We start from the raw sequence: 24,597 nt of genomic DNA on the forward strand, positions 1-24,597 counted from the left end.
GGTGAGGCAACGAAAATAGACGCATGCGCGGAATGCGGTCGTGTTGGAGTGCAGCACGGTATTCAGCGAGTACTCGGGCCGATGACGAGTCAGTTGATAAGGGTGTAAAACGTCGACCCCTGAGCGGGCTGAAACCCGCGGTGTCTAGCGTATCCTGAAGGGCCGGCCTGAGAAAAATGGCCCGAACAATTGCGGCATTATCGCAGGCTCGCCAGTTACCGCGCGTTGGGCAAATTTGCGTCCGCAGGTAGCGGTGGTTAGAGTGCGATTGAATGCTGCGACAGCGTCATAGCGAACAGAGATACGGTGGAGAGTGCCATGCGACGATATCTGCTTTTATTGATACCGATACTGTCCCTGACGAGCGGGGCAGGGCAGGCCGGCAACGCTGCGGCCGAGCGCCTGGCGGAGGCAGTTCGGTTCAAGACGATCAGTTACCAGGATCGTAGTCGTATCGATTATTCCGAATTTTTGCGTTTTCACGACTTTCTGAAATCGCATTACCCCCGCGTTTTTACGGAGTTGGATGTGGAAACGGTCAGCAACTACAGCTTGTTGATACTCTGGCCGGGCAGCGACCCGCAACTGACTCCGGTTATGTTTACGGCGCACATGGATGTTGTCCCGATAGAACCCGGTACAGAGACTGATTGGGATTACCCTGCTTTTGAGGGCGTCATAGACAACGGGCGAATATACGGTCGCGGCACTCTTGATGACAAACAGGGCCTGCTCAGCCTGATGGAAGCCGCCGAATCACTGCTGGAGGAGGGGTTCACTCCGCGGCGCACGGTGTTGTTTGCGTTTGGGCATGATGAGGAAATCAGCGGATTGCACGGCGCGGTCAATTTGGCTGCCAGAATCAAGGAGCGAGGTCTGCAAAGCGCCTGGATGATCGATGAGGGTGGGTTTTTGATTGCTGACAGTCCCCTACTGCCGGGGCGTCCGCTGGGTCTTGTCAGTGTCGCAGAAAAGGGTTACCTGACCGTTACGCTGTCGACCAGGGGAGAGGGCGGTCACTCCTCGCGTCCGCCGGCAACTGGCACTATTGGGCGCCTCTCTGCTGCGCTTGAGCGGGTGGAAAATAGTCCGTATCCGCCCCGGCTTGTGGGTCCTGTCCAGGCCATGTTCGAGACAATAGCGCCGCACACCGACCAGCCGCAGCGATTTATTTTCGAGAACCTGTGGCTGACGGGTGGTTTGTTGGCGAGTCAGCTGGCTGAGGACCCAGTGACAAGCTCTTTCGTGCGGACCACTGCGGCGCTGACTATGTTTAATGCGGGTGTTAAGGAAAACGTCATACCGCAGTACGCGGAGGCAAAAATCAATTTCAGGCTGCTGCCCGGGGATACCGCAGACACCGTGGTAGCGCGTATTACAGACATCGTAGACGACCCGCTGGTCGATATCAGCTATGACGCGTGGTCTGACCCCTCACCCGTATCTGACCATACAGGCGACGGTTTTGCGGTCATTTCTGAAGCCGTTGCTGAGGTTTATCCCGAGGCCATTGTGGTGCCCTCGTTGCTGGTGGCAACCACCGATAGCCGCCACTATGTGGATGTTAGCGATAACCAGTATCGGTTTCACGGCAACAGGCTTTCAATGGAACAGGTCAATTCAATGCACGGGACGAATGAGTTTTTGGACGTAGAAAGCTATGAAGATATGATTTCAATCGCTCGTCAGATGCTGAAAAAGGGAACCCGCTAGGCGTAATTTGCTTCGGTTCCCAGTGCGGCGAGCGCATGACAATGGTAGGCTGCGCATTGCCGGGATAATCGCCTCCGGCGGGGAGAAATAGATGAGAATCGCCAGCGTATTGGCGCTTTTAATGGTGGTCGCAGGTTGCGCCTCGACACCTGATATAGCATTTGAATGCAGTGAGCCGCGTCCCCAGGTGTGCACCATGGAGTTCGCTCCCACCTGTGCCCGATTGTCTGGCGGCGACCGCAAGGAGTTTGCCTCGCCCTGTACCGCCTGCGCTGACCCCGGGGTCAGCGGATACGACAAGGGTGGGTGCCCCGAGTGAGCCTCACCAACCGTATTTTGATTGCGATGGTTGCGGGCATCCTGACGGGCTCGCTGCTCAGTATGACGCTAAGTAGCGCGACGCTCCCCGAAATGGTTCGCGCGGCGCTGGAAGTGTATCTGATCGATGGTGTGCTGGACGTTGTCGGGCGTATTTTCGTGGCGTCTCTCAAGTTGCTGGTGGTACCCCTGGTATTTGTATCGCTCATCTGTGGAGCCAGTTCTCTGGGAAACAGTTCGCGGATGGGACCTATTGCGGGTAAGACCCTGTTTTTTTATTTGCTGACTACCGCCTTGGCGGTCACGGCGGCTCTTACCTTTGCGGTGTTAGTCAGTCCGGGTAGTGGTGTTGAATTGGCAGGGGAGGCGAACTTTCAGGCGAAGCAAGCTCCGCCGCTGACCGACGTGCTGGTCAATATCTTCCCCTCCAACCCGATTCAGGCGATGGCGGAAGGTAAGATGCTGCAAATCATTGTATTTGCCCTGCTGTTTGGTCTGGCCATATCCTGGGCGGGAGAGCCTGGACAGCGGATAGCCGGCTTCTTCCGCGACATGGAAGCGGTTGTCATGAAAATGGTTGAAGTGCTCATGCATCTGGCGCCCTACGGCGTGTTCGCCCTGCTTTGCAAGTTGTTTGCAACGTTGGGTATTACCGCTATTTTCGATCTGGCGACGTACTTCTTCACTGTTCTCGCTGTGTTGCTGTTCCACGCGTTGGTCGTCTACAGCCTGTTGCTCAAGGGCTTGACCGGCCTTTCGCCCGCCATGTTGTTCTCCAAGATGCGCCCCGTCTGGGCGTTCGCTTTCAGCACCGCGTCATCCGGTGCTACCTTGCCCGTCACCCTGCGTACGGTAGAGCGAAGGCTTGGCGTGGACAACTCGGTGGCGGGGTTCACTGTGCCGCTTGGCGCCACGATCAATATGGACGGCACGGCCATTATGCAGGGCGTGGCGACCGTATTTATCGCCGAGGTGTATGGCGTAGATTTGTCCTGGGTGGCGTATCTTACCGTGATTCTCACCGCTACTCTCGCATCGGTTGGTACCGCCGCGGTGCCGGGTGTCGGCCTCATAACACTAGCCATGGTCTTGTCTCAGGTGGGATTGCCGGTTGAGGGCATAGCACTGATCATCGGCGTCGATCGTTTGCTTGATATGGTGCGCACGGCCGTGAATGTGACGGGTGACTCGGTGGTGTCGTTGATCGTGAGCAGCAGTGAAAACAAGTTCGATGAGACGGTATTCCTCGATCCCCACGCGGATCATGATGGTGATGACGTGGGAGATTTTGTACCGCCTCCCCATTGAGCAAAATGCCAGACCCAGAACAAAGAGACCGATTCCATGTCCATTCAGTGCACTATTGTTCCCGTCACGCCCTATCAGCAGAATTGCTCCGTCGTCCGTTGCGAAGACACTGGACGCGCAGCAATTGTTGATCCCGGTGGTGATATCGAAAAAATACTGGAGGCTGTGCAGCAACTGGATGCCAAAGTAGAGAAGGTGATTCTCACCCATGCCCATCTCGATCACTGTGCCGCCTCAGATGTGCTGCGGCAGCAGTTGGGTGTTCCCATTGAGGGCCCTCACGCAGAAGACAATTTCTGGCTTGAAGGGTTGCCGGAGGCGTGCAAGATGTCGGGCTTCCCCATGACGGAAGCCTTTACGCCCGATCGATGGCTGAACCAGGGCGACACCGTGACGGTGGGCGCGCAAGTATTAAAAGTCATTCATTGTCCGGGACATACTCCCGGGCACGTGGTGTTCGTTCATGAGTCACAGAAAGTCGCCTGGGTCGGTGATGTGCTTTTTCAGGGCTCTATTGGTCGTACGGATTTTCCAAGGGGCAACCACGCAGACCTGATTTCCAGCATACGCGACAAGCTGTTTCCTCTGGGCGATGACATCACCTTTATTCCCGGCCATGGGCCCACGTCAACGTTCGGCCAGGAGCGTCAGGCTAACCCCTATGTCGCAGACTCGCTGCATGAATGATGGACCGGTTGGGCGTGAGGCGCTGCTGCGGAGTGAGTACCACGGCCAGACCGCTCGAATTCCCTGGCATGACCTGCAGACACACTATGCTCGCGGCAACGTGGTCATGGTCTCTCCAGCGCTTGATCTGGTGGAGGTGGCCGTGCAGTTGGGCATGGATAACAGCCAGGTGTTCCAGGCTTGGATAGAGGGCGGCGACATTGCTTCGGTGAGCGAGGAGCAGGCCTTGCACTGGTATGACACTCACGCGGTGCTGTGGGCTGTTGTGGCAGCCCCGTGGGTGCTGATACAGCAGCGCGAGCCGGACTCGAACCCTACCGAATAATCTTTATCCAGTCTCCCGTTCGGGGCTCGCCGCGCGGATAAAAATCATTCAACAAGCGCAGCTGTGCCTCGGCATCGGGAATTCGCATGCCGGCGGCCAGGCTGGCCAGGGTGGCGCCCCGTGGTACTTGTATGTAGTGCACATGGCTTCCGCTACTGGCGCGTTGTTCCTGCGGGTGCATGGGTCTGAAGCTCTCTATCATTTCAAGCAGCGTACTGTCCTGTGATGAGAAATTTCGAGCTTCCCCGTCAAAAAGATAGCTGAGGTTTCTGTAGTCAATCACCGCGAGCCGCCGCGTCCCGGTCGTGCTACTCGACAGCGCGGTAAAGCCCTTTAGTCCGGCTTGGTCGAGTGCCTCGCCATCGTTAATGACCCCCCCAGCACTGGTTTCCAGAACCTTGCGCGGTGTGCTGGCAGGCTCGCGTCGTCGCACTGTGATGTTCAGCTCGGCAGAACCGTCGGCGGCGCTGGCGACAATGGCTCGAGAACCGGCATTGACACTCCAGCCTGGGGGTTGCGTAAAGGTGAAAGCCAGCTTGTTGTGGTAGTAGCGATCACTGCTGCGGCTGCTCTGTACGCTGTCGCCCCAGACCAGCCCCTCAATATGGCGCCGAAATTCGCCCGGCACGGAAGGGTCCTCGGTGTAGGTATCCGTATCGAGTTCGGCTGCAGTGCTGACCACTTTTCTCAGTCGCTGGTCATTGCGCGGGTGAGTGGCATAGAGGCCGTGGTAGGTGGCTCTGCCTGCGCCCCCATTCTTTGCCTTCACCCGCTGAAAATTTTGTTGATTTTTGAGAGCACCGATCACCTCCAGCAGTGATTCAGGGTCGTAGCCGGACTCGTACATATACTCTGCCCCCAGCCCGTCCGCCTCCAATTCCATTTCCCGCCCAAAGCCGCTGATGAGTTCGTTGCCATACATGTTGGATGCAGCTGCCAGATCTCCACTGCCCGTGAGGATGTAGGCGGTGTTAGCGACTATGGTGTTCGTCACGGCGGCACCCTGCTGGCGGCCATGATGATTCGCTGTCACATGACCGATTTCATGACCCAATACGCCCGCCAGTTCTGCTTCATTCTCGAGGTAGGCCAACAGGCCTCGATTCACATAGATATAGCCACCCGGCAGCGCGAACGCATTGATATCGGGGCTATCAACGACAGTAAATGTGAAAGCCATAGTGGGCTTGTCGCTGTTGGCAACCAGCCGTTGTCCGATTCGATTGATGTATGCCTGTAGCTCGGGATCGTCGTACACCGCGTCCTGAGCGAGCATTTCCTGGTGCATCTTTGCACCCGTCGCCGGATTGCTCACGCATCCGTGGAGAAGGGGCAGTGCCGCCAGAAGTAGGGTACCGAGCAATCGCCCTCGTTTTGTCATCGGGCCCTCCTAGTATTCGCTGGACAGGAACTCAAGCAGTTGGTCCCCCACGCCATCGCAGGCGGTACCCTGCACCGGCGCAATAATTGGAATCGGCACAATGACGGCGGGCATATAGGACTGCCCTGACGCGCTGGTGCTGATGTGCCCGACTGCAGCGCGGTCTGAAAAGTCCCAGATGGTGGCTTCGTAGTTCGCATCGTGAGCCCAGGTGCCAAAGCCAAAGCAGCCGCCCAGACTGCACGCCATGGAGCCGCTGCCACCGCTGCGCTCGGTGGACCCGTCCAGCCAGATAATGTATTCGAGCTTCAAATCTGCAATTTTCTTCGCCACGGGTTCTTGTAGAACGAGTTGCTCCAGGCCTTCCGGATGCAGCGGCGCGGTGCGCGGCTCAAACCACGGGTAGAGCGCATTAATGAACTCCAGCTCTCCGATTACGGTAATGGAATTGTCGTAGGATGTAATATGTTCACCGACACAGAGTACGAAATCTGGCTCGGTCTCATAGTTGCTGCTGTGTCTTCGTCCAAGGATGACGACGCTGGATTCGCCGATACCTTCGACCGGTTCGTTGTAGATCATTTCATCCACAGTAGAGGTGACGCAGCCGGATAGCAGGCAAGCAGTGGTCAGGGTCAGGGTCGTCAGCAGCGCATATTTCATGGGCTCGACCCCGGTGCTGGCACGTTTTGAGCTTGCAACCACGCTTGAATAGGCGCGATTCTGGTAAAGGTGGTGGCGAAGTTTGCGCCGGCATCACGCAGGGCCATTACCGCGGCGAGATTCACCGCTTCCTGGTCAGATTGCAGGAAGGCAGTGGGCGTTTTACCGTAACTGCTCATGTCCCACTCGGCGACCGGCTGTGCATCGGGGGTGAGTAGTTCAAAACGGTAAAGCATCCAGATCTCGTAGACCTTGACCTGGGTATGCTTGGGGATGGTGTACTGCAGTTGTGAGACATGCGGAACCAGGATGCCATCGACGCCTGGTATGCTTTGCCCCGGTATCGGTGCGCTTTGTAAGTGGACCACCTCCTCAAAGACGCCGGCCAGCAGACTGTTCCACATCAGTATTTGTGCCTGTCCGGTCTTCACGATCCAGCTGGATTGTCCGCGCGTGGTGGACTCGTCAAAAAACTCATGCTGCGCGAAATCCGGGCCGTACCACACGCCCAGTTTAAGGGGCAGGGGTTCGATAAGGGGAGGAGGAAAGCGGCCCTCCACCACAACGGTAGCCGGCCCGCAACCGCTTAGCAGTAACAGCGATAACAAGACTGCGAACAGGTGTTGCTGATGCCGTTTAGCGAAAGTCATTGAGCGCGACAAAGGTTCCTCCGTTGCGGCGAGTCAGCTCCCGCATCAGAGTAGCGAAGCGGATACCGGTGGTCTGCAAATTCGGTGCGCGAATAAACTGTACGGGGAAACCCACGGCGTGGATGCGTACCAGTCTGTTTCCATTGGCGTCCACCTTGTTGATGCGATCAACCGCATCCAGCACGTCGGTGATGGACTCACCCGTGAATTCGTCTCCAAAGACATAGATGCTGATTTTTTCGCCGGGGCGGGCGAACGTCCGAATAGCGGCCTGTATACCCTCGACGGGGCTTGAGTTGCTAAAAATATTCCAGCCACGCAGATTTTTGATAATCGCACGTCGACGGGCGGGAGAATCGGGAATCCAGCGGCCTCGATAGCTGCTGAACATATAGTTTCCCATGTCGTTCATGATCTGTATGCCCTTCACTTCGGGATAGATATTGAGCGTGGCTTCCACCTCTTTCAATACCCGCTCCCAGGCGTAGGAGAACATAGAGCCAGAAGTATCAATAACGAAGATGATGTACTCGCTATCCACCGGGATGCCACCGATCAATTGATTTTTCGCTTTGTAGGAGGGCCCCAGCAGGCGCTGCATCTCCTCTGTCAGTGCCTGTTTTGCGATAGACAGTTGCCCTGCAATGGCCTCATTGCTCCCGGTTGCAACCTGCAGGCTGTCGTATCGGGACTTCGCGCTGGCCCTCTGTGCGCGCAGTATTGCGATCTTCTCCTCTTGCTCTGACAACTGTTCGTGTTTTGCGTTCAGGTCACGGTTGAGAATTTTTGTCTCGCCGCGAATGTCAAATACCTGCTCCGTGAGCTTGGCGAGTTTGCCTTCGAGATTCACGGTGGAGGCTTCGATAATTTGCGGTTCTACAGTCTTGGTAATCATCAGCAGCAGGATAATGGCACCGAAACCACAGCAGATTACGTCCAGAAAAGACATGGAGAACTCTTCGGGGGCTCTGCCCTTGCGCCGCGCCATCAGGGCCAATCCATCGAGGGCATGAGTAGCGACCCCCGTGTGCTCTGGGCCAGCTGCCACAGCGCCGATACCGCCATCGGGTCGCCTTCCATCGGCGTCAGGATAATATTGACCGGGACCCGGGCGGGGAGTTGTCGGACAGCACTGGCGAACAGGCGCAGACGTTCCTGGCCGCTCACGGTATTAGTCCTTGGCTTCGATTTTCCCTGCGTCGGCAGTCCATCGGTAATGAGGAAAATATTATCGGGTGGGGGTGACAGGCTGCCCAGCGCGAGGAAGGCATTTTCCAGACTGGTACCACCGCCGGGTGTGAGCTTGCGCAATGCCGCGCTCATGTCGGCCAGTTGCGCCTGATTGGCCACCTCCAGCCACTTACCCTCGGTGTCGGGCAGGGCAGCCCTGGCTTGCGTGCTAAAGGTCATGACCTGGTATTTGCTTGCGACCGGCAGCTGGGCAGTCAGCCAGTCTACGGTGTTGACACCCTGCATCCACTTCTCAGACTTGCGCTGGATGCTATCTCCCATGTTTCGCAAACGAATAATCTGGACCACTTTATCAGCCAGCATGCTGGCGGACGCGTCCAGCAGAATGGCAATACGCTGCCCGCCCAGCTTGAGGCCCGTCAGGTATTGGCGATTTCCGTCCCCAACAAAGGTGCGCGCATTCACTCCGCTATTGTCATTGGCGGCCTGGCGGCTTTTTTCAACCTCGGATTCCAGTGCCAGTAGTTCGGCCTTGAGTTGTTCTATCGCTTCGTCGTCGGTGAAGCCCTCGCGTTTTTTGTCTTCGATCAGGGCCTCACTGCGTTCCTTTTCCTCAGTAATTCGTGTTGCCAGACCCTGGGCCTCTGTCATTTGCAGATCTATCTCTGAAAGCGTATTGCGCAGTCGCACAAGGTTTTTTTCGCCGTCGGTTACATCCTCTTCAAGCAGGTCAATTTCAGACAGCAGGTTTTGGTTGAGGTCTGCCGACTCCTCATCGATAGCGTGATTCATGATGAGAAAAACAAGCACAACAGCCCCAAAGCCGCAGGACATAATATCCAGAAAGCTCAGATTGAAGGTCGTGAACTGACGTTTCTTCCTCGCCATGGCGCTAGGTGGTCACCTCAATGAGTTGGAAAACAGCGTTTTTATCGGTGCAGACCTTGTCTCCCGGCATGAGAGGCTCACCGGGCAGATAAGGACTGCCGTTGACTTGCGGTGCTGGTCCGTCACCACGCAGTTGCCAGCCGGTTTTATCACGGTACAAAACCCAGCCGTTATGCAGCGTCACACCGTCGTGATGCAGTGGCGCGGCGACGTGTCCGTTCAGTAAGTGGGTCGGTTCAGCAGGGGTGGGCGCTGCGGTGGTGCGAGTTTCAGCAGTCGCAGGAAGGGGTGGCACAGCCAGGCGTTCCAGCCCGAGGAAGGGAAGGTCGGTGACAAAGCTCAAGGCGTCTTGCCGTTGGATGATTTGTTCCTGATGGTTGTGCAATGCGGTGCGAAGGTCGCCCCCAGACAGAACATGTAAAGTCGTGAACGCTTCGGTGAGGCCCGGCAGCAATCCTGCCAGCGGGTCAGCGACAAGGTGGCCATTGTCATGCCCGCTACCGATGTTCTCCCTGATACTTTCAAACAGACGTTTGCCTGCGTCTTGTAGCTGTAACGCGCTGACCCGCGCTTGATATCCGCCTATATCGAGATTGGCTTCTGGTTGAGCATTGAGTGTGCGAAGGACCTGCGGCAGGGCATCGTACAGCTGTTGTTCGGTGGCCGCTTTGCGCCGCGGATCGAACCGCGTCTGGCGAATGAACTCTGCTGCAATAATTTCTACCAGGCGCTCCTGCAGTTGCAACAAGCCGCAGCCGGGTAGTGGGGTGCAACGTTTGAGGCTGGCGCTGTCCGCGCCCCCCGTTAGTTCGCTGATCACGGCCTGATGCAGCTGTATTTCAAGATGAAACAAGCGTTCCAAAGGTGAAAAAAGGCTGGCCAGCGCCACGCTTCGGTTGACCAGTGCGACTGCATCGAACGGGCACTGCTGCACTATACCTAGCAATAGAGCGAGTTGGTCGCGCTGCATGCTGGCAGGCACTGCCAGCATGATTTCGGCGGGCTTGTCCGCCTCTGCGTGCAGTTGCATGAGGTGCGCGTGCACCAGATCTCCGGTATGGCGAGCGGGTCCCAGTGCTGGTTGTAGCGCCTCAGTGCTCAGTCGCCACCAGTACCGGGTGTTGACGTCTCTGGGCTTAAGGCGCGCCGTCGCGCGGGCGGGCGTGCCAAATACATAGTCCTGGCCGTCCAGCAAGGCATAGCCCGGGCTCTGCACACACCTGTCTCCGTGCCACAGCTGCAAGGTGCTATCCAGCAGGTCAAGCAGAGCGGCAGGCATTAGTGCGATACCAGAAAGCGCAGTAAACGTCGGTCGGCGTAGCGTTGACTGTCCAGCACCAGTCGCTCTTGGGAAAGCTGCAACTGGTGTAGGCAAAACATGATCACGATACTCAGCACCAGCGCCACAAACGTGCTGTTAAAGGCGACACCAAGGCTCGCGGTTACCCCCGAGATATCACCCTCAACAGCTTTATAGGCCTGTCCGAGCGCGTCGCCGATCCCGCGCACGGTGCCAATAAAACCAATGGACGGAATGGCCCAGGCGATATACCTGACCATGGAGTTTTCGGAATCGAGGCGGTCGGATTCGATCTCGCATTGCTCCTTAATAGTATCGGACACCGCCTGGATGGAGCTGGTGGTCGCAAAACGCTGGAGTGCGGACAGCAGTGTCCGTGGCAGCAGATAGTCCTGCTCTGCTTCCGGCAGTGCCTCCAGAGAGCGACTGTATTCTCGTGCGTCCTCGGGCAGAACGCTGGTGCCCTCCGGGATATCCAGTAGCGGGCGCTCCAGCATGGCGCGTTCATGCATGCCGCGGCGGCCTTTGTAACCCATGATGGCCAGTGCCCAGATGAGCAGGATAAAACACGACTCTTGCTCAAAGTCGCCAATGACCACGGCCAAGCTGCGCGTGGTAACGTCCAGTTCTCCGGCCGCTTGTTGGGCCGCCTCCTGTGCCAGGTGCGCTTTGGCACTGGGCCTTATCAGGCCCACATAAAGCGCGTGCACCAGAATGACGGCAATCAGTAGTGCGAATAGCTGATAGATAAATTCCGACGACATTTTTTGTTTCATTGGGAGATCCTATATATCAACCGGAAAAGAAACGGGTACATCCTCGGATATTTCCTCGGAGGCACGATAATCAAAAGGGGATTCGCGCTCTGCCTGTGCATTTTCACGCGCTGCTGTTGCGTCGGTGGCGGAAGTCGTACTCGATTCCTCCCGGGGCACGGCGGGTTCGCTTGTGTCTGTCTGACCTACACAGGGCAGGGCAAATGTGAACAGAGCCAGTGCCAGTAGATTCAAACGGTGTGATTGCAGCATGCCTTACTCCGCGTAACGCGCAATTCTAAATCCTACGTCATCCCGCCCCGATTGCCCATAATCCCGGTAAGAGAGTCGCAGTTCCGAGAGCTTGGACAGGGTCCAGCTAGCCCCGCGAATCACGTAGTTGTCTCCGCCCTGGCGGCCCAATGGGTCTCGCTGTGTCGCCCCGTTGGCGGGCGGAATACTGTACACATTGTTGACCCACTCAGAGACATTGCCGCCCATGTCATACAGTTGGTGCTGGTTCGACTTAAACGAGGCGACCGGTGCGCTGACCACGTGACCGTCCTTGTAGTTGTTGAGCACGCGCCCGGTGATGTAGGCGGAGCTGCTGTCCGCGTAGTTCTCGACGATTTTGTCGGGTGGGAAGGCGTCGCCCCAGGGAAAACGCAACAAACGGTTACCGTCAGCGCGGGCAGCCCAGGCCCATTCTGCCTCAGAGGGCAGACGGTATCCGGTTGACTCGGGGCGGAAGCCCGTGACGATACCGTTTTGCTCCTTATAAAATGCGCGGACGCCCTGTTTCGCGCTCAGCCAGTTACAAAAGGCAGCGGCTTGCTGCCAGCTGACCTGGACCACGGGTTGATGCTCCCGGTTCAGGCTTTTGCCGGCTATGTTGCCCGAATTATGACTCGACTGGAACTGCCGAAACTGGGCATTGGTCACCTCGGTGGTTTGCAGATAAAACATGCGTTGCAGCGCCACCGGGTGTAGCACCTCGTTGGCGCGTCGGCCGGGGTCGCGTCGCGAGGCGCCCATGGTGAATTCTGCCAGGGGAGTTGCTGCCGGGTTGAAAAGAAGCAGGGTCTGGCCCAGTGGGGAGGTAATTTCTGGCTTGATGCGGGCCAATTTCGCGGCCTGTTGTGTCTGTAACTGCACGTCCACGCTTTGCTCGAGTCCGGGTCTGGGCGTCACCTTGCGCGTGACGCTGGAATAACCCTCGAGGCTCACGCGGATCGTGTGTTCTACAGCGGGTAATGACAGCGTTTGACCGCCTTTGCCGCGGCGGATGCCATTGATGCTCAGCACGGCGTTGCTTGGACTGATACGGAATCGGACCTCGCCCAGTTGCGCCAACAGCGTCACGGCACGCTGGTCTGTTGCGCCCGCGGAGAGCTCCACAGTCTCATTGAAGCGCTTGTAACCCGGTTTAAACACGGCCAGCCGATGGGGGCTGCCGGGGGTCAATTGTAGGCTAAGGGGCGTTTGACCCTGAAATTCACCGTCCAGCGTCACATTGGCCCCGGTCGGCTCGCTGGACAGCGCCAGAATACCCTCGGCCGGCAGCAATTCGATGGTGCCGAGGTCTGCATCCTTCCCGGCTTCCACAGTAAGGCGTTGCTGCCATTCGGCATAAGCAGGCAAAAGCAGCGTGATCGTCCGTTCGCCTTGCAATACCTCAAGTGTGAGGGGCGTTTGCCCGACCGGTTCGCCGTCCAGTTGTGCGGTGGCACCAGTCGGTGTGCTGGAGAGGCTGATGTCAGCCCAGGCGGGTGCCAGATCAATGTGTAGTTGCTGTTGTACGTTGCGCCCCGTGATCTCAATGTCCTGTGTCATTGTCAGGTGTCGCGGCTCTTCGAGTGACACGCTGTGAATGCCCTTGTCTAGTGACAGGTCGATCAGCGGCGTTTGCCCTACCGCCACATCATCGACGAGCACAGTGGCGCCTGAGGGTGTGCTGTTGATCGACAGGCGTCCCGGCAGGGCGTCCAGAGTCAGCACGACGCTTTGGTCGTCGCCGTCATCAACAGAAAAAGCGGCGGACAAGGGGCGATAGCCCGGTGCGCTCGCGTCGACCTGATAGTCCCCGGGGCGCAGCAGGTAGCGCTGGCCCAGCGGTAACGCAAGCCCGCTAACGGAGACATCAGCGGGGACTTCCGCGATCACCTTTATCTCGACAGACCGTGCCGTCAACAGGAAAAAAAGGACTAGGGCGGCCGCCGCCAGGCAGGCGTAAAGCAGGGCGCGCCCCGATCGCTGCTGACTGCGCGGTGCTTTCCCCGCCTGGTTCAATGGCGTGAAGCCGCTGGGCGCGATGACATCTTTCTGGTCTGATTGCGGTGACATCTCAGATTGGTTCCGAGCAGACGATGTTAACGGGCGCGGCTATGCCATTGCGCTTGATCGTGAACTGCCGACGTACGTCGCGGTAGCCGTCGCGCGTACCCACCGCGGTGTACGTGCCGGGGCGCAAGGTGAGTTCTTTCTGCGTAAAACGGCCCAGCCTTGCCACCTTGTAGACGATGATCTCGGTCTCTCCGTCGGAGCGTAACGTGATGTCATACTCTCTGTTGGCCTCGGCAAGCAGCGAGTCCAATTGAGTAATCTGGCCAGCCAACACAGTGCCTCGGGGAGACACTGTCCTGGCCCGTTCGAGCAAACGCGCAGCACCTTGCGCTACGGAGGTGTTCGCCAGGCGATCGGGTTCATCGAGCACTGTTTGCAGGTCCCGATTCAGTTGCGCCCTGCCGCGGCTGCGTTGCAGACCCTCACTTGCAAATAGCACGCTGCTATCTGTCTTCTGCGCCTCTTCATAGGTGTCTACTGCTTTCTGCCATTGTTCACCCTGCTCATACCGCTTCCCCCGACTGTCCAGCGAGCCAAGCTTTCGAGCGGTTTCCGCTGTTTCGACTTCCTGCAGTGCGCTGGCCGCCTCGGTAGACCCGGACTGCAGTGTGGCAGCTTGGCGAAAGGCCGTTCGCGCGTTGTTATAACGCCCCTCGTCCAGTGCGGCATAGCCCTCGCTCATGGCCGCGTTGAAGGCCTTTTTCGCGGCCGCAGCCGAAACGCGTTTTAGCTCGGCCGCGGTGTACTGATGCTGTGGGTCGAGTTTGGCGGCCTGTTGGAGTGCGTCCTCGGCCCCGGCCAGTTCGTCGCGGGATTCGCTGGCAGCGGCCTCCTCAAGCAGCGTCAGCAGGCGCGGCAGTGTCTCCAGTCGGGTTTGCAGAGTGGCTGCAGCGCTGCTGTCCGGGGCGATCAGCAGTGATAGCTCCAACGCGTTGCCCGCCGCTGCGGCATCTCCCACCTCTATAGCCTCCCGTGCCTGTTCCAGCAGGGTTGCCAGTGTTTGGGGTAGGCCAGCCTGAAGAGCCTGCAGGCTGCTCAAGCCCTCCTGGTAGAGCGTGTTGGCCTGTTCATAGTGCTGATCCCGGTAATGCGCATCACCGTCCTCTGCAAGGCGTTGAACGTTGGCGAACGGTTCCGGCGCCCAGCGCTCAATGCCTGTTTCGCGCAGTTCAAATTGCAGGTCCAGTAATTCCGCCGCGGTCTCCTGTGCTTCGCGGCGCAACCGGGCCGCTTGCGCATCAGACCAGGGCGAGGCAGCCGGTGCGACGTTTTTTTCGACCGTTTGTGTTGCCGTGCCAGCACCGGCAGGCGCGGTTCCAGAGGGAGTGGCGTCATCTGCCACTGCCTCTGCGGCGGGGCCATCAGACTGAAGACTGGCAGGTAGCCATACTACAACGGCAACGACCAGCGCGAGCAGTACCGCGAGAGCCGGCAGGACCCAGCGCGGCGTCGACTCCGCAGGGCGCGCGGTGCCGGCGGGGGATGACGCGGTGGCGGCCGGAGCGGGCTTTGCCGTGTCAAAGGGCGTCGGTTTTACTGGGTCGTTATGCGAGGGCATGCCAGGGCGGCCTTGTGAACAGGGACTGCGAGTCTAAAGTGTATCAGCTGAGCCGGGTGATTCCTCGGGTGAGGCCAATTCACCGATCTCTGCGAGATAAATATCGGCCAGCAGCTCGCGCCACTGACCGTATTGTTGTTCCACGTTGCCGCTGAGGGTGACCGTTTGGTCCTCCAGTTCAATGACCTGCGGACTGACTTCAGCCTCGAGGGATGCACCCAGTTCCTCCAGCTCGGCGACATGAAACTGCGCCTCGTTGCGTTTTTCAAGTCCGCTTTTCAACAGGTAGCCGCCACCAAGCACACCGATTTGTCCCGCGGCCCGGGTGGCAGCGCTATCGCCAGTGGTAGCGGCTGCCAGCCCCGCCAGGATGGCGACACCTCCGGCGATTAATCGCCGTGTACTTTCTGCTTGTAGCTCCTGTGCCGCCAGTGCAGCGTAGTAGCTGTTGCGTCGCCACTCTTGGTAAGGGCTGCTCATCTGCAGGTCAAAGTTGGTGTAGTAGCCTTGCAGCGTGTCCACGTAGACATGGTCGCGTTCCCGTATTTGTCGCACTCGCTCTAGCATCGGGTCTCCCTCTGCCGGCAAACGCCGTATCTCGTATTCGCCCTTGCGGCTTTTCTCGAGATAGCCTGAGAAGGCGTCCGGCGAAAAATCCTGGGCAAAGCGCAGTTCCGTCACGGCACGTATGGCGCTCAGGTCATCCACGCTCAAGCTCTCCGAGTCGGTCAATAAATCATTGGCAATGGTGTGATATACCGCCTGGAATGGATCGTAAGGATTGCGTGTAGAGGGTTGGTAGGCGTACCGGCTGGCATGGCCCTTGTAGGTCTTGTCCAGCCAGACCTGGCCGAGGGAGTCAGTGGCCACAATCTTCAACTGCAACTGTTCTCCATCGGAGTGCATAATTTTGCCACGCACGACCAGATCGGTGATTTGGCTATCGTTTGGCACGACCCGCACGGCACCCCACGCACCGCTGCCTTGCATGGCTTCGGCAAGTTGCAGGGGCATAAAGCGAGACTCTGCCTTGCGTACCTCCGGGTAAACCTGCTCATCGTCGTCGTAGTCATCCAGCCCCGGTTCGAAAATCACGATGGCAACATCGAGCAGCAAAGCCTCGGGTACCAGTGAGGAGGGCGTCTGGATCGGCGGCACAGAGGTGCTCTTGATAGACTGGCTGACGCACGCGGTCAGCAGCAGGCAGAGCATGCCAAGCAGAAACAGCCGAGTAGCATTCACGGGTCAATCCCTTTGTATTTGCGGTATTCATTCCATAATTTTTCCCGAATAGCGGGATCGGGTTCACGCATCGCAGCCTCTCGCAATTGCCGGGCGACGACGTCATCATCGTCTCCTGCAGGAATACCTGCGGGCGGCGGATACTTTGCCGTGTTCTGGGGTGGGCCGCCGCTGGCACCACCGAGACCGCCGCCGTAGCCGCCGGCACTGGCGATGCCGCCACCGTAGGGGCTATCCGCATCCGCGTTTTCTGAGCCATAGCCTGCGCTGCCGCTGCCTGTGGCAGGAGGCGGTGCTTGTTCTCTCGCGGCTTCGCGCTGCTGCGTCTCTGTTTGCATGATGATTTCGTCGAACTCCCCCGCACCCCGTGCCAGTTCCGCATCCAGAATGGCGATCTGTTCACCCGGTGTCAGAGCCCCTTCGGGATTGTCGCTACCATAGGCTCCGCCGGTGCCATAAGGACTGTTTTCGTCGTTGCTGCGCGCTGTCCCTGCATTGGTGCCGGGCACGGCATCGGGCATGGCACCGGCGATCTCTCCGTACGCCTCGGGTACGCCGCCTCCGGTGGCTGCGTCTGCGCTGCCGCTGTCGGGTTCATCTCTCAGATCAGGGAGCCCTGCGGCCCCTGTTGGCGCATTACCAAAGCCTGACTCGTCAGTGCCAGCAGTGGGTTCGCCAGTGCCGGCTTCTGCGCCGGCGGCAGCGCCGGATTGTGCGTTCGAGGAGGAGTCATTACCCTCTGCCCCGGCGGTCTGTTGCGAGTCATCTGCACCATTGGCTTGGCTACCGCTGGTGCCGGCGCCTTCCCCGGCTGCACTCTCGCCCCCGGAAGCTGTCTCGCCCTCGGCGCCGCTGCCGGTCGGACCCTGCTTGCTTCCGGAGGTGCTGCCAGCCGCGCCGCCCGCGCTGCTGGTGGGCGGTGGGGTGCTGGGTGAACTTGATTCCTGCGGCTTGGGCGGGTTGCTGGCACTGGGGCATCCCGACAGGAGCAGGCACAGGCAGGCCGCGCCTGTCGCGTAGCCGAGGGCGCGCAGGGTGCCGCTACTGGATGTCGAAGGCTTTGACAATGTGCTCGGCCTCTACTGGTTGTCCCGCTTCTATGCGTGGACGAAACGTTGTGTTGCGTAACTGTCGCATTAATCGTGATGCCCGTCTTTCATCGATATCATTCTCATCCAGCCGCTCCAGTTCCCGCACGCGGCCTTCATCACTGACGTTAAATGACAGCAGTATATCGGCTTCTTCCGGCTTCACGGTCGGCGGCAGCGTATTCACCGCCTCGAAGTCGGGCAAGGGGACGGGCTCCCCAAACAGCATGGTACTCATCGCTTGGGCATCATTAACGCCAGCAAGTTCCACCTCGGCGGCCTGATAGGCGGCGAAGGCGCTTTCCGTCTTGCCATTCCACAGACGCCAGTCCCCCAGCATGACCATGGAGCGGGCTCTGGAGAGCGCATTCTCGGGTGCTCGCTCCTGCTCGATATCGGACAGCGTGCCGAGCACAGCGTTACCCTGCTGGTAACTCTTCGCGCGGTACTTGTTGAAACGCATGAGCGCCTCGTTCGGTCGCCCGTCCTCGCCAAACGCCTGGGCTGGACTCCTGATTTCATAGCTGGAGATTAAATACTGGGTTTGCAGCATACCGAGCAGGGGCGGCAGTAAATTTGGGGAAGACTCTCCCTCGCGGTCGACGATATCACCCATTGCCAGTCTGTAGAGTTCCCACATATTCATCAGGCGAGCGTAGCGCTCCGACCCTTCAAGGCCGAGTTGATAAGCCTCAAATTGCCAGCTGGCCTGCGCCATCAGAGCCTGTGGCAGCCCCTCGTTATTTTGTAAACTGCTCATTTGCACCCGGTAGAGATAGTTTTGACGCTCATCGGCCTCGGTGTAATCCCGCTGCGCCTTGTGACTGTCAATCTCCGCGTGCAACAGGGGTATCTGCTGAGCGCAGTAAAGGCCCTCGTTGATGCGGGTCAGGTGGACACCCCGTTTCAGTACATCAATGGCTTCTTCATGCCGGCCCTCGCGCTGCAGCGCTTGGCCAAGACCGAGCAAGGACTCAGGTAGTCCCGCCGCGTAGGCACCTCCGCGAGATTCAATCGCCGCAATGGCGCGCTGATAGGATTGCTCATCAAGGCGTTCGTCTGCGAATGCCGCGGCTGCATCGGCCTGTTCCTGTGCCGCGACAGGGAGGGTCGTCAGCAGGGCACTGAGAACAAGGCTTATGAAGCGGCTGGGAATGTCGTCGATACTCATCTAACGTCGCGTCCTGTTTCAAGGCAGACTATACATTGCCTGCAATGGCGGACAAAATACCTGCGCGGCCTAAATCCGGGCGTAAGATTAACCAGAGTGTGGCCAAGATGAGTCAATTTGCAAGGGAAACTGCTGTTGAAGCGGTGGGTGAAAACCTCTACCGGGGTGAATTATGTGAGGGCTGGCGCGTCGGCGAGGTCCCCAACGGGGGCTATGTCATGGCAATCGCCGGGCGAGCCCTGCGGGCAGCGTTGCCTCATCGTGACCCGTTGACTGTGAGCGCGTTTTACCTCGCGCCGACGGCGCTGGGTCCTATCGATTGTCAGGTTGAGATGCTGGGAGGAGGGCGCGGCACCAGCTTTGCCGAGGTCAAAATGTTCCAGAACGAACAACTGAAAGTGAAGGTGACGGCCGCGTACACCGATCTTGACAAATTGAAGGGAGAAAACTGGTCGTCCAGGGAACGGCCCCACTACCCTCCATGGGACGAGTGTCCGCCATCGCGAGACAAGGGCGTCGAATTCCGGCAGCGGGCAGAAATCCGTCTGGTGTCTGGTCAGGAGGTATTCAGCGAACGCAAAGGCGATGGCAGTGGCGAATTCAGGGGGTGGATGGCCCATCGTGACGGTACCGACCCGGATATTATCTCGTTACTGATGTTTGCCGATGCGGGTCCGCCGCCCGTACTGACCGTGTTTGGGCCGGTGGGCTGGGTGCCCACCGTTGAACTCACCGTGCAGGTGCGTGCGCATCCTGCGCCGGGCCCTATTCAGTTCCGCACGGTCTGCCACTATCTGACCAATGGCGTGGTAGAAGAGGATGGGGAGTATTGGGATAGTGACGGTCAACTGGTGGTCATCAGTCGGCAGACCGCGAAGTTCAGGTTGCAGGGAAGCCCGCTCAAGAAAAAAGGCTGACAGTGCCAGTGGCGCTTTTTCGCCGGCTGGCGCTGGCTATCCCCGCGGTATCCTGTTCAGCGGTAGATGCCAAGGTGAGCAGCACCCGGCCACTGAGATCCTTGCCACGCCTTCGGGTGCATGCCTCGACAACAGCGATAAGCGCGCAGTAGCGCCTCATTCCTGAGCCTGCGTGCTGCCGTTCGGCGTTGTGTGCAGGCGCAAGGTTACTGACCCTGCGATGAATAGCCCGCGACAAACCCACCCGGGCGGCGCGTATCGGAGGCACCCAGTAACCAGCCATCCTGCAACATAATTGAGTTGGTGCGTCCGCTGGTCCGCGGTGAAATGCCCACCGGGTGACCCATGTCGATCAGGAGCTTGATCGTGTCCGGGCTGAATCCTTTTTCCATGCGCAGTTCATCCGGCATCCACTGGTGGTGAATGCGTGGTTCTGCAGCAGCTGTTGCGATATTCATATCAAATTCCATGGCGTTCAGAATTGTCTGCAGAACGGTAGTGATTATGACGCTCCCCCCCGGGCTGCCCGTGGCGATCCACGGTTGACCATCGCGAAACACGAGCGTGGGGCTCATGGAAGAGAGCGGCCGCTTTCCCGGCTCGATCCGATTAGCGTCACCCTGTATCAGTCCAAACGCGTTAGCCGTGCCCGGAGCAGCGGCGAAATCTGCCATTTCGTTGTTCAGCAGCATGCCGGTATGTGGCACCGCAATGTGTGAGCCGAAGCTGAAGTTTAACGTGTAGGTATTGCTGACCACGTTGCCAAAGCGATCTGCCACACTGTAGTGAGTGGTGTCCGTGCTTTCTCCATTGATCAAGAGTCCGGGTGCGATCTGCGCCGATGGCGTGGCTACCCCGGAGTCAATCCGCTCGCGTTGCAGTGTGGCGTAGTCCTTACCTATCAATTCAGTGACGGGTACATCGACAAAATCAGGATCTCCCAGATAGAGGCTGCGATCGGCGTATGCCAGTTTCATGCTCTCCGACAGGTGGTGCAGGTAAGCGGCCGAGTTGTGCCCCATGGCTTGCAAATCGTAACCCTCCAACAGATTGAGCATTTGCAGGATATGCACGCCGCCAGAGGAGGGGGGTGGCGCTGACACGATCTCAAAGCCGCGGTAGGTGCCGCGCACGGGTGAACGCTCGACGACGTTGTACTCTGCCAGGTCTTGCGCGGTGATCAGTCCGCCACCGTTTTCCATTTCTGTGGTGATATAGTCGGCCACAGAGCCCGCGTAAAAGCCGTCGCGACCCTGTTGGCTGATTGCCTCGAGAGTGCGCGCAAGATCGGGTTGGCGCCAGCGCTCGCCAATGTCGTAAAGGGTGCCGTCCTCGTGGAAAAATATGTCACGGGCCGCAGGGTTTGCGCGCAGGCGCTCGGCACTGGCGGAAATTTCAAAGTGCAGCCCGAACGATAGGTCTATACCCTCGCGGGCTAGCGCGATAGCGGGAGCCATCACCTCCTGGCGGCTGAGTAAGCCATATTTTTCTTGCGCATACAGCATGCCTGCGACGGTGCCGGGTACGCCAGCCGACTGCAGACTGAAAAATTCCCTTTGTCGATCGACCTCGCCCGCGGGGTTGAGATACATAGTTTCGGTTGCGGCTATCGGTGCTTTTTCGCGGTAATCAATGAGTGTTTGCTGATTTTCATCCGCCAGGTGGATCAGCATAAATCCCCCGCCCGCTAGATTGCCGGCGCGAGGATACGTCACGGCCAGCGCAAAACCGGTGGCAACAGCCGCATCGATGGCATTGCCACCTCTGCTCAGGATGTCGACGCCAGCTTGTGCGGCCAATTGCTCCGGGCCAACAACCATTCCATCACGGGCTACCACCGGCAGGAAACGTTCGCTGTAGTTGATAATCGGCGCTGCCGATTCGGTAGTCACCGGAGTGATGGTGCGTGTCGATACACTTTCGTCTGCCGAATCACCCGGACTCATAGCGGTACATGCGACCACAAGGGTCGCAGCGAGCAGTGATGTCAGTCGTTTGCCAAGTTGCTTAGTCATGCCTTGTGATTCCATTGTGCTGCCAGTGCCAGACTTTAACTGTTTTGATTTGCCACGCATACTGTAATGCGGGCGTATGTGGGAGCCGCGTCAGCGCCTGTTTTTTGGCGTGTTAAATCTATTATTACAGGGCATCGCGTATGCACCCGTTGGAAACAGAGCTGCAGGTCCGCTGGAATGAGATATTTCTTGCATTAGCCACCGGTGATGATGTGCCTCCCGCCGTGCGTCTGCGTGCCGAGGGTATGATGGAAGCGGCAGTGTTGCTCGGTGTGGCGTCTCGTGATGCGCTGATCGAGTCTATGGACGAGTGCTACCGTAATGCCGGCGGGCAGCTTATTGCTGAAGATTTCGGTGCTGATTGGCAGTCGCTGTTCCCCTTCCCCCAGATCCCGGCGATGATGCAGCGTGCACCGGTGTTTCCCAGCACCAAGGATTAAGCCGCATGCCCGGACAGACTAGCGGGGGTCGCGCCACATAAACCAGGCCATCGGCCCGTTTTTGCCCACTACCTGCTGCGCCTTGATTTGAAAACCATGGCGCTGGTAGAGCGGTACGTTGCGGTGATTCGAACACTCGAGGTAGGCCGGCATGCCGCGGTTATCGCAGATGGCCAGCCCATCCTTCAGCAGGGCTGCGCCGATGCCCTGACCCTGGTCTGCGCTGCGGCAGCCGATAAACTGCAGGTAGTAATGTGGCTCACGCGGGTAATGCTTCTCGAAGACCCTGCCTTGTCGATACAGTCGCGACAGGGCTCTCAGCCCCCCTGTTTTACCCACCAGTCTGATACCAAATCGCAGTAGGCCAAGGCGAGGTGCAACCTCCAGGCGTTCTGCAGGCGGTAGCCACAGTGCCGCCGCGCGGTCCCTCTCGTCCATGTGCACAATACCGTGCGGGAGGTACACTTTTTTCACCAGCAGATGAAAAAAGTGGGGATAGAGTTCCGTTTGTGGAAAGACCCAGTTAAACATGGGGTCAGTGGAAAAACTGTCGCTGAGTATGTCGACCAGAATGCCCAGATCGGTGTCATTGGCGATTTGAATGGTGGGTGGGTGTTCCATAGGGCCGGACTTTGCCTCTGTGAGGCCTCAAGGCTACACTACTAGGCCCGCAGCGTAACAGGCATTGACATTGGGATACGAGAAATTCCGGAGGGAATACACGGCAGGCGGCCTCGCCAGGGATCGGCTGGACGACAGTCCTCTGCGGCAGTTTGAGCTCTGGCTGGAGCAGGCTGTAGAGGCTGGTCTTAAAGATCCGACTGCAATGGTGCTGGCGACTGTCGGTGAGAACGACACGCCAGGGCAGCGGATAGTGCTGCTGAAGGGGATGTCTCAGGGTGGTTTTATATTTTACACCAACCTTGACAGCGACAAGGCAAGAGCGATGGCGCAGCGCCCCCAGGTATCTTTGCATTTTCCCTGGAACGTACTTGATCGCCAGGTCATTATTGGCGGTCATGCCGAGAAAATGACGGCGACTGAATCGGCGGCTTATTTCCTGACGCGCCCGAGAGAAAGTCAGATCGCGGCCTGGGCATCTCGTCAAAGTAGACCTGTCAGTGCCCGAGCCGTTCTCGAGCAACAGTTTCATGGTATCCGCGAGAAGTTTGCGCAAGGAGAGATTCCGATGCCCGATTTCTGGGGTGGTTACCGTGTGATTCCGCAGCGCATCGAGTTCTGGCAGGGGCGAGAGCACCGCCTTCATGACCGTTTCGTATACACCCTTGGCAGCAATGCCGTCTGGCAGATTGAGCAATTGCAGCCCTAGCGGGTATTACCCGGTGTGCTTGGCCTGACGCTGATCAAAGTAGCGCGGTTCAGTGTCAATGCCCAACAGGGTTCTTCGGATCATGTCGAGCCCTGCGGCGGCGATCATGGTTTGGAATAGCGTTCGCTCGACCGGCCAGCACAGGTTGCGCGTGTGTAAATCCTGCGCTGTGCCCCAGGCGAGCCACACTGTTCCCACCGGTTTTTCGGCGGTACCGCCGCTTGGGCCGGCTATACCGGAGACTGCGATTACGTAGTCCGCTGCGGCTTCTCGCAGTGCGCCCCTGGCCATTTCCCGAACCACTTCTTCGCTGACTGCTCCGCACTGCGCCAGCGTGTCTTCACTCACTCCCAGGACGGAGTGTTTGATGCTGTTGGAATAGGTGACAAAACCCGCATGAAAGCCGCTGGAAGCGCCGGGTACCTGCGTGAGGCTGGAGGCGATTAGTCCGCCGGTACAAGACTCCGCTGTGCACAGGGTGGCGTTTCGCCCGTCAAGTAGTTGCAGCACGCGCTGCGCCAGAGTCGTGTCTCCCTCTCCAATAATATGGTCACCAAACAGCTCATTCAGTTGTTGCCTGCATTTTTCCTGCGCGTCTGTGGCAGAGGGAGTATTGATGCTGAGCTTGATTTCCATTTGCGGCGAGCCGGCGCGAAAGCCCAGCTCAACGGCAGTGGGCCAGTCCGGGATCGCGTCGCTGATTATCTGCTGTGCAGTGGATTCTCCGAGACCAAAGGTCTGCAAGCGCAGTACGTTGCGTCTCGACGCAGAGGCTGTCTGCCCGGCGATGCTGGCGACAATAGGACCCAGCATCGCCTTGAGCTCCCCGGGCACTCCGGGTGTGCAGATGATGCGGCAACGGTCGATATTCAGCTCGAAGCCCACAGCGCTCCCGATAGGGTTATCAATGATCGCGCAACCCGCGGGGAGCATAGCCTGCTTTAGATTGGCTTGGTTCAGTTGCAGGTTGCGTCGTGCACACCATTGTTGCAAATGAGTGACCGCCTCCTGTCGTTCTTCAAGCGCCACGCCAGCGGCATTGGCGAGTATTTCGGCAGTAAGGTCGTCAATGGTCGGGCCGAGTCCACCATTGACGATAACCACATCTGCACTTTTGGCCATGTCGACAAGCTCGTCTGCGATCAACTGTGCATCGTCTCCCAGTGTGACCTTGCGGTGAATGCCCAGCCCCGCCTCTGCCAGCCGTTGGGCAATGACCGCAGAGTTGGAGTCGATAGTGTCGCCGCTCATAATTTCGTTGCCGGTGAGCAGTAATTGGATTTCTGGCAGACGGTCGTTCATGCGGCTATCTCG

The 24,597-nt window shown here is 58.4% G+C and carries 24 protein-coding genes; 8 read left to right on the top strand and 16 right to left on the bottom strand.

Annotated features, from left to right (window positions below):
• The first annotated feature begins 318 nt into the window (after window positions 1–318).
• The 5 genes from EYC82_RS16480 to EYC82_RS16500 all read left to right on the top strand — a co-directional run bounded on the left by EYC82_RS16480 (window position 319) and on the right by EYC82_RS16500 (window position 4,351).
• The gene (locus EYC82_RS16480) at window positions 319–1,713 is read left to right on the top strand and encodes a M20/M25/M40 family metallo-hydrolase (RefSeq protein ID WP_279250725.1); all 1,395 of its coding nucleotides are present in this window, start codon (window positions 319–321) and stop codon (window positions 1,711–1,713) included.
• 91 nt (window positions 1,714–1,804) lie between these two features.
• Complete coding sequence (locus EYC82_RS16485; protein ID WP_279250726.1) at window positions 1,805–2,032, top strand: hypothetical protein; 228 nt, start codon at window positions 1,805–1,807, stop codon at window positions 2,030–2,032.
• Window positions 2,029–3,339, top strand: coding sequence for a dicarboxylate/amino acid:cation symporter (locus EYC82_RS16490; RefSeq protein ID WP_279250727.1), 1,311 nt, complete (start codon window positions 2,029–2,031; stop codon window positions 3,337–3,339). The genes EYC82_RS16485 and EYC82_RS16490 overlap by 4 nt, the downstream gene beginning before the upstream one ends.
• 36 nt (window positions 3,340–3,375) lie before the next feature.
• Window positions 3,376–4,026, top strand: a complete 651-nt coding sequence (locus tag EYC82_RS16495) for an MBL fold metallo-hydrolase (protein WP_279250728.1) — start codon at window positions 3,376–3,378, stop codon at window positions 4,024–4,026.
• Window positions 4,019–4,351, top strand: a complete 333-nt coding sequence (locus tag EYC82_RS16500; RefSeq protein ID WP_279250729.1) for a DUF2288 domain-containing protein — start codon at window positions 4,019–4,021, stop codon at window positions 4,349–4,351. Before EYC82_RS16495 ends, EYC82_RS16500 begins: the two co-directional genes overlap by 8 nt.
• On the opposite strand, the gene EYC82_RS16505 is transcribed toward EYC82_RS16500, so the two are convergent.
• The 13 genes from EYC82_RS16505 to EYC82_RS16565 are packed head-to-tail and all read right to left on the bottom strand — an operon-like array spanning window position 4,341 to window position 18,581.
• Window positions 4,341–5,732 carry a M48 family metalloprotease gene (locus tag EYC82_RS16505; RefSeq protein ID WP_279250730.1) on the bottom strand — a complete coding sequence of 464 codons (1,392 nt, stop codon included), beginning with the start codon at window positions 5,730–5,732 and terminating at the stop codon, window positions 4,341–4,343. The two genes, EYC82_RS16500 and EYC82_RS16505, sit on opposite strands and share 11 nt — an antisense overlap.
• Window positions 5,733–5,741: 9 nt before the next feature.
• The gene (locus EYC82_RS16510) at window positions 5,742–6,395 is read right to left on the bottom strand and encodes a hypothetical protein (RefSeq protein ID WP_279250731.1); all 654 of its coding nucleotides are present in this window, start codon (window positions 6,393–6,395) and stop codon (window positions 5,742–5,744) included.
• Window positions 6,392–7,045, bottom strand: coding sequence for a hypothetical protein (locus EYC82_RS16515; RefSeq protein ID WP_279250732.1), 654 nt, complete (start codon window positions 7,043–7,045; stop codon window positions 6,392–6,394). Before EYC82_RS16515 ends, EYC82_RS16510 begins: the two co-directional genes overlap by 4 nt.
• Window positions 7,032–8,033, bottom strand: coding sequence for a vWA domain-containing protein (locus tag EYC82_RS16520; RefSeq protein ID WP_279250942.1), 1,002 nt, complete (start codon window positions 8,031–8,033; stop codon window positions 7,032–7,034). Before EYC82_RS16520 ends, EYC82_RS16515 begins: the two co-directional genes overlap by 14 nt.
• A complete protein-coding gene (locus EYC82_RS16525; protein ID WP_279250733.1) occupies window positions 8,033–9,124 on the bottom strand; it encodes a vWA domain-containing protein in 1,092 nt (363 codons plus the stop codon). The genes EYC82_RS16520 and EYC82_RS16525 overlap by 1 nt, the downstream gene beginning before the upstream one ends.
• 4 nt (window positions 9,125–9,128) lie before the next feature.
• Window positions 9,129–10,403 (bottom strand): hypothetical protein, encoded by a 1,275-nt coding sequence (locus EYC82_RS16530; protein ID WP_279250734.1) that lies wholly within the window; start codon window positions 10,401–10,403, stop codon window positions 9,129–9,131.
• Complete coding sequence (locus tag EYC82_RS16535) at window positions 10,403–11,200, bottom strand: MotA/TolQ/ExbB proton channel family protein (protein ID WP_279250735.1); 798 nt, start codon at window positions 11,198–11,200, stop codon at window positions 10,403–10,405. Before EYC82_RS16535 ends, EYC82_RS16530 begins: the two co-directional genes overlap by 1 nt.
• Before the next feature lie 9 nt (window positions 11,201–11,209).
• A complete protein-coding gene (locus EYC82_RS16540) occupies window positions 11,210–11,452 on the bottom strand; it encodes a hypothetical protein (protein ID WP_279250736.1) in 243 nt (80 codons plus the stop codon).
• A 3-nt stretch (window positions 11,453–11,455) separates the two neighbouring features.
• Window positions 11,456–13,522: a PEGA domain-containing protein gene (locus EYC82_RS16545; RefSeq protein WP_279250737.1), complete on the bottom strand. Its 2,067-nt coding sequence runs from the start codon at window positions 13,520–13,522 to the stop codon at window positions 11,456–11,458.
• Between the two features lies 1 nt (window position 13,523).
• Complete coding sequence (locus EYC82_RS16550; RefSeq protein ID WP_279250738.1) at window positions 13,524–15,080, bottom strand: tetratricopeptide repeat protein; 1,557 nt, start codon at window positions 15,078–15,080, stop codon at window positions 13,524–13,526.
• A gap of 33 nt (window positions 15,081–15,113) precedes the next feature.
• Window positions 15,114–16,322 (bottom strand): hypothetical protein, encoded by a 1,209-nt coding sequence (locus EYC82_RS16555; protein ID WP_279250739.1) that lies wholly within the window; start codon window positions 16,320–16,322, stop codon window positions 15,114–15,116.
• Window positions 16,319–17,389 carry a dermokine domain-containing protein gene (locus EYC82_RS16560; RefSeq protein ID WP_279250740.1) on the bottom strand — a complete coding sequence of 357 codons (1,071 nt, stop codon included), beginning with the start codon at window positions 17,387–17,389 and terminating at the stop codon, window positions 16,319–16,321. Before EYC82_RS16560 ends, EYC82_RS16555 begins: the two co-directional genes overlap by 4 nt.
• Entirely contained in the window at window positions 17,364–18,581 is a 1,218-nt protein-coding gene (locus EYC82_RS16565) for a tetratricopeptide repeat protein (protein WP_279250741.1), read from the bottom strand. The genes EYC82_RS16560 and EYC82_RS16565 overlap by 26 nt, the downstream gene beginning before the upstream one ends.
• A gap of 107 nt (window positions 18,582–18,688) precedes the next feature.
• Here EYC82_RS16565 and EYC82_RS16570 point away from each other — a divergent pair, with 107 nt between their 5' ends.
• Entirely contained in the window at window positions 18,689–19,498 is an 810-nt protein-coding gene (locus EYC82_RS16570) for a thioesterase family protein (RefSeq protein ID WP_279250742.1), read from the top strand.
• A gap of 206 nt (window positions 19,499–19,704) precedes the next feature.
• On the opposite strand, the gene ggt is transcribed toward EYC82_RS16570, so the two are convergent.
• The gene (gene ggt / locus EYC82_RS16575) at window positions 19,705–21,513 is read right to left on the bottom strand and encodes a gamma-glutamyltransferase (protein WP_279250743.1); all 1,809 of its coding nucleotides are present in this window, start codon (window positions 21,511–21,513) and stop codon (window positions 19,705–19,707) included.
• A 140-nt stretch (window positions 21,514–21,653) separates the two neighbouring features.
• On the opposite strand from ggt, the gene EYC82_RS16580 reads away from it, so the two are divergent.
• Window positions 21,654–21,953, top strand: a complete 300-nt coding sequence (locus tag EYC82_RS16580) for a hypothetical protein (RefSeq protein WP_279250744.1) — start codon at window positions 21,654–21,656, stop codon at window positions 21,951–21,953.
• Between the two features lie 18 nt (window positions 21,954–21,971).
• On the opposite strand, the gene EYC82_RS16585 is transcribed toward EYC82_RS16580, so the two are convergent.
• On the bottom strand, window positions 21,972–22,574 hold the full coding sequence (locus EYC82_RS16585) for a GNAT family N-acetyltransferase (protein WP_279250745.1): 603 nt from the start codon (window positions 22,572–22,574) through the stop codon (window positions 21,972–21,974).
• Window positions 22,575–22,644: 70 nt separating this feature from the next.
• Between EYC82_RS16585 and pdxH the strand changes: the two genes are divergently transcribed.
• A complete protein-coding gene (gene pdxH, locus EYC82_RS16590; protein ID WP_279250746.1) occupies window positions 22,645–23,283 on the top strand; it encodes a pyridoxamine 5'-phosphate oxidase in 639 nt (212 codons plus the stop codon).
• A 6-nt stretch (window positions 23,284–23,289) separates the two neighbouring features.
• On the opposite strand, the gene EYC82_RS16595 is transcribed toward pdxH, so the two are convergent.
• Entirely contained in the window at window positions 23,290–24,585 is a 1,296-nt protein-coding gene (locus EYC82_RS16595) for a CinA family nicotinamide mononucleotide deamidase-related protein (protein ID WP_279250747.1), read from the bottom strand.
• Window positions 24,586–24,597: the final 12 nt, after the last annotated feature.

Source organism: Candidatus Marimicrobium litorale (genome assembly GCF_026262645.1).
Classification (GTDB): Bacteria; Pseudomonadota; Gammaproteobacteria; order Pseudomonadales; family Halieaceae; genus Marimicrobium; species Marimicrobium litorale.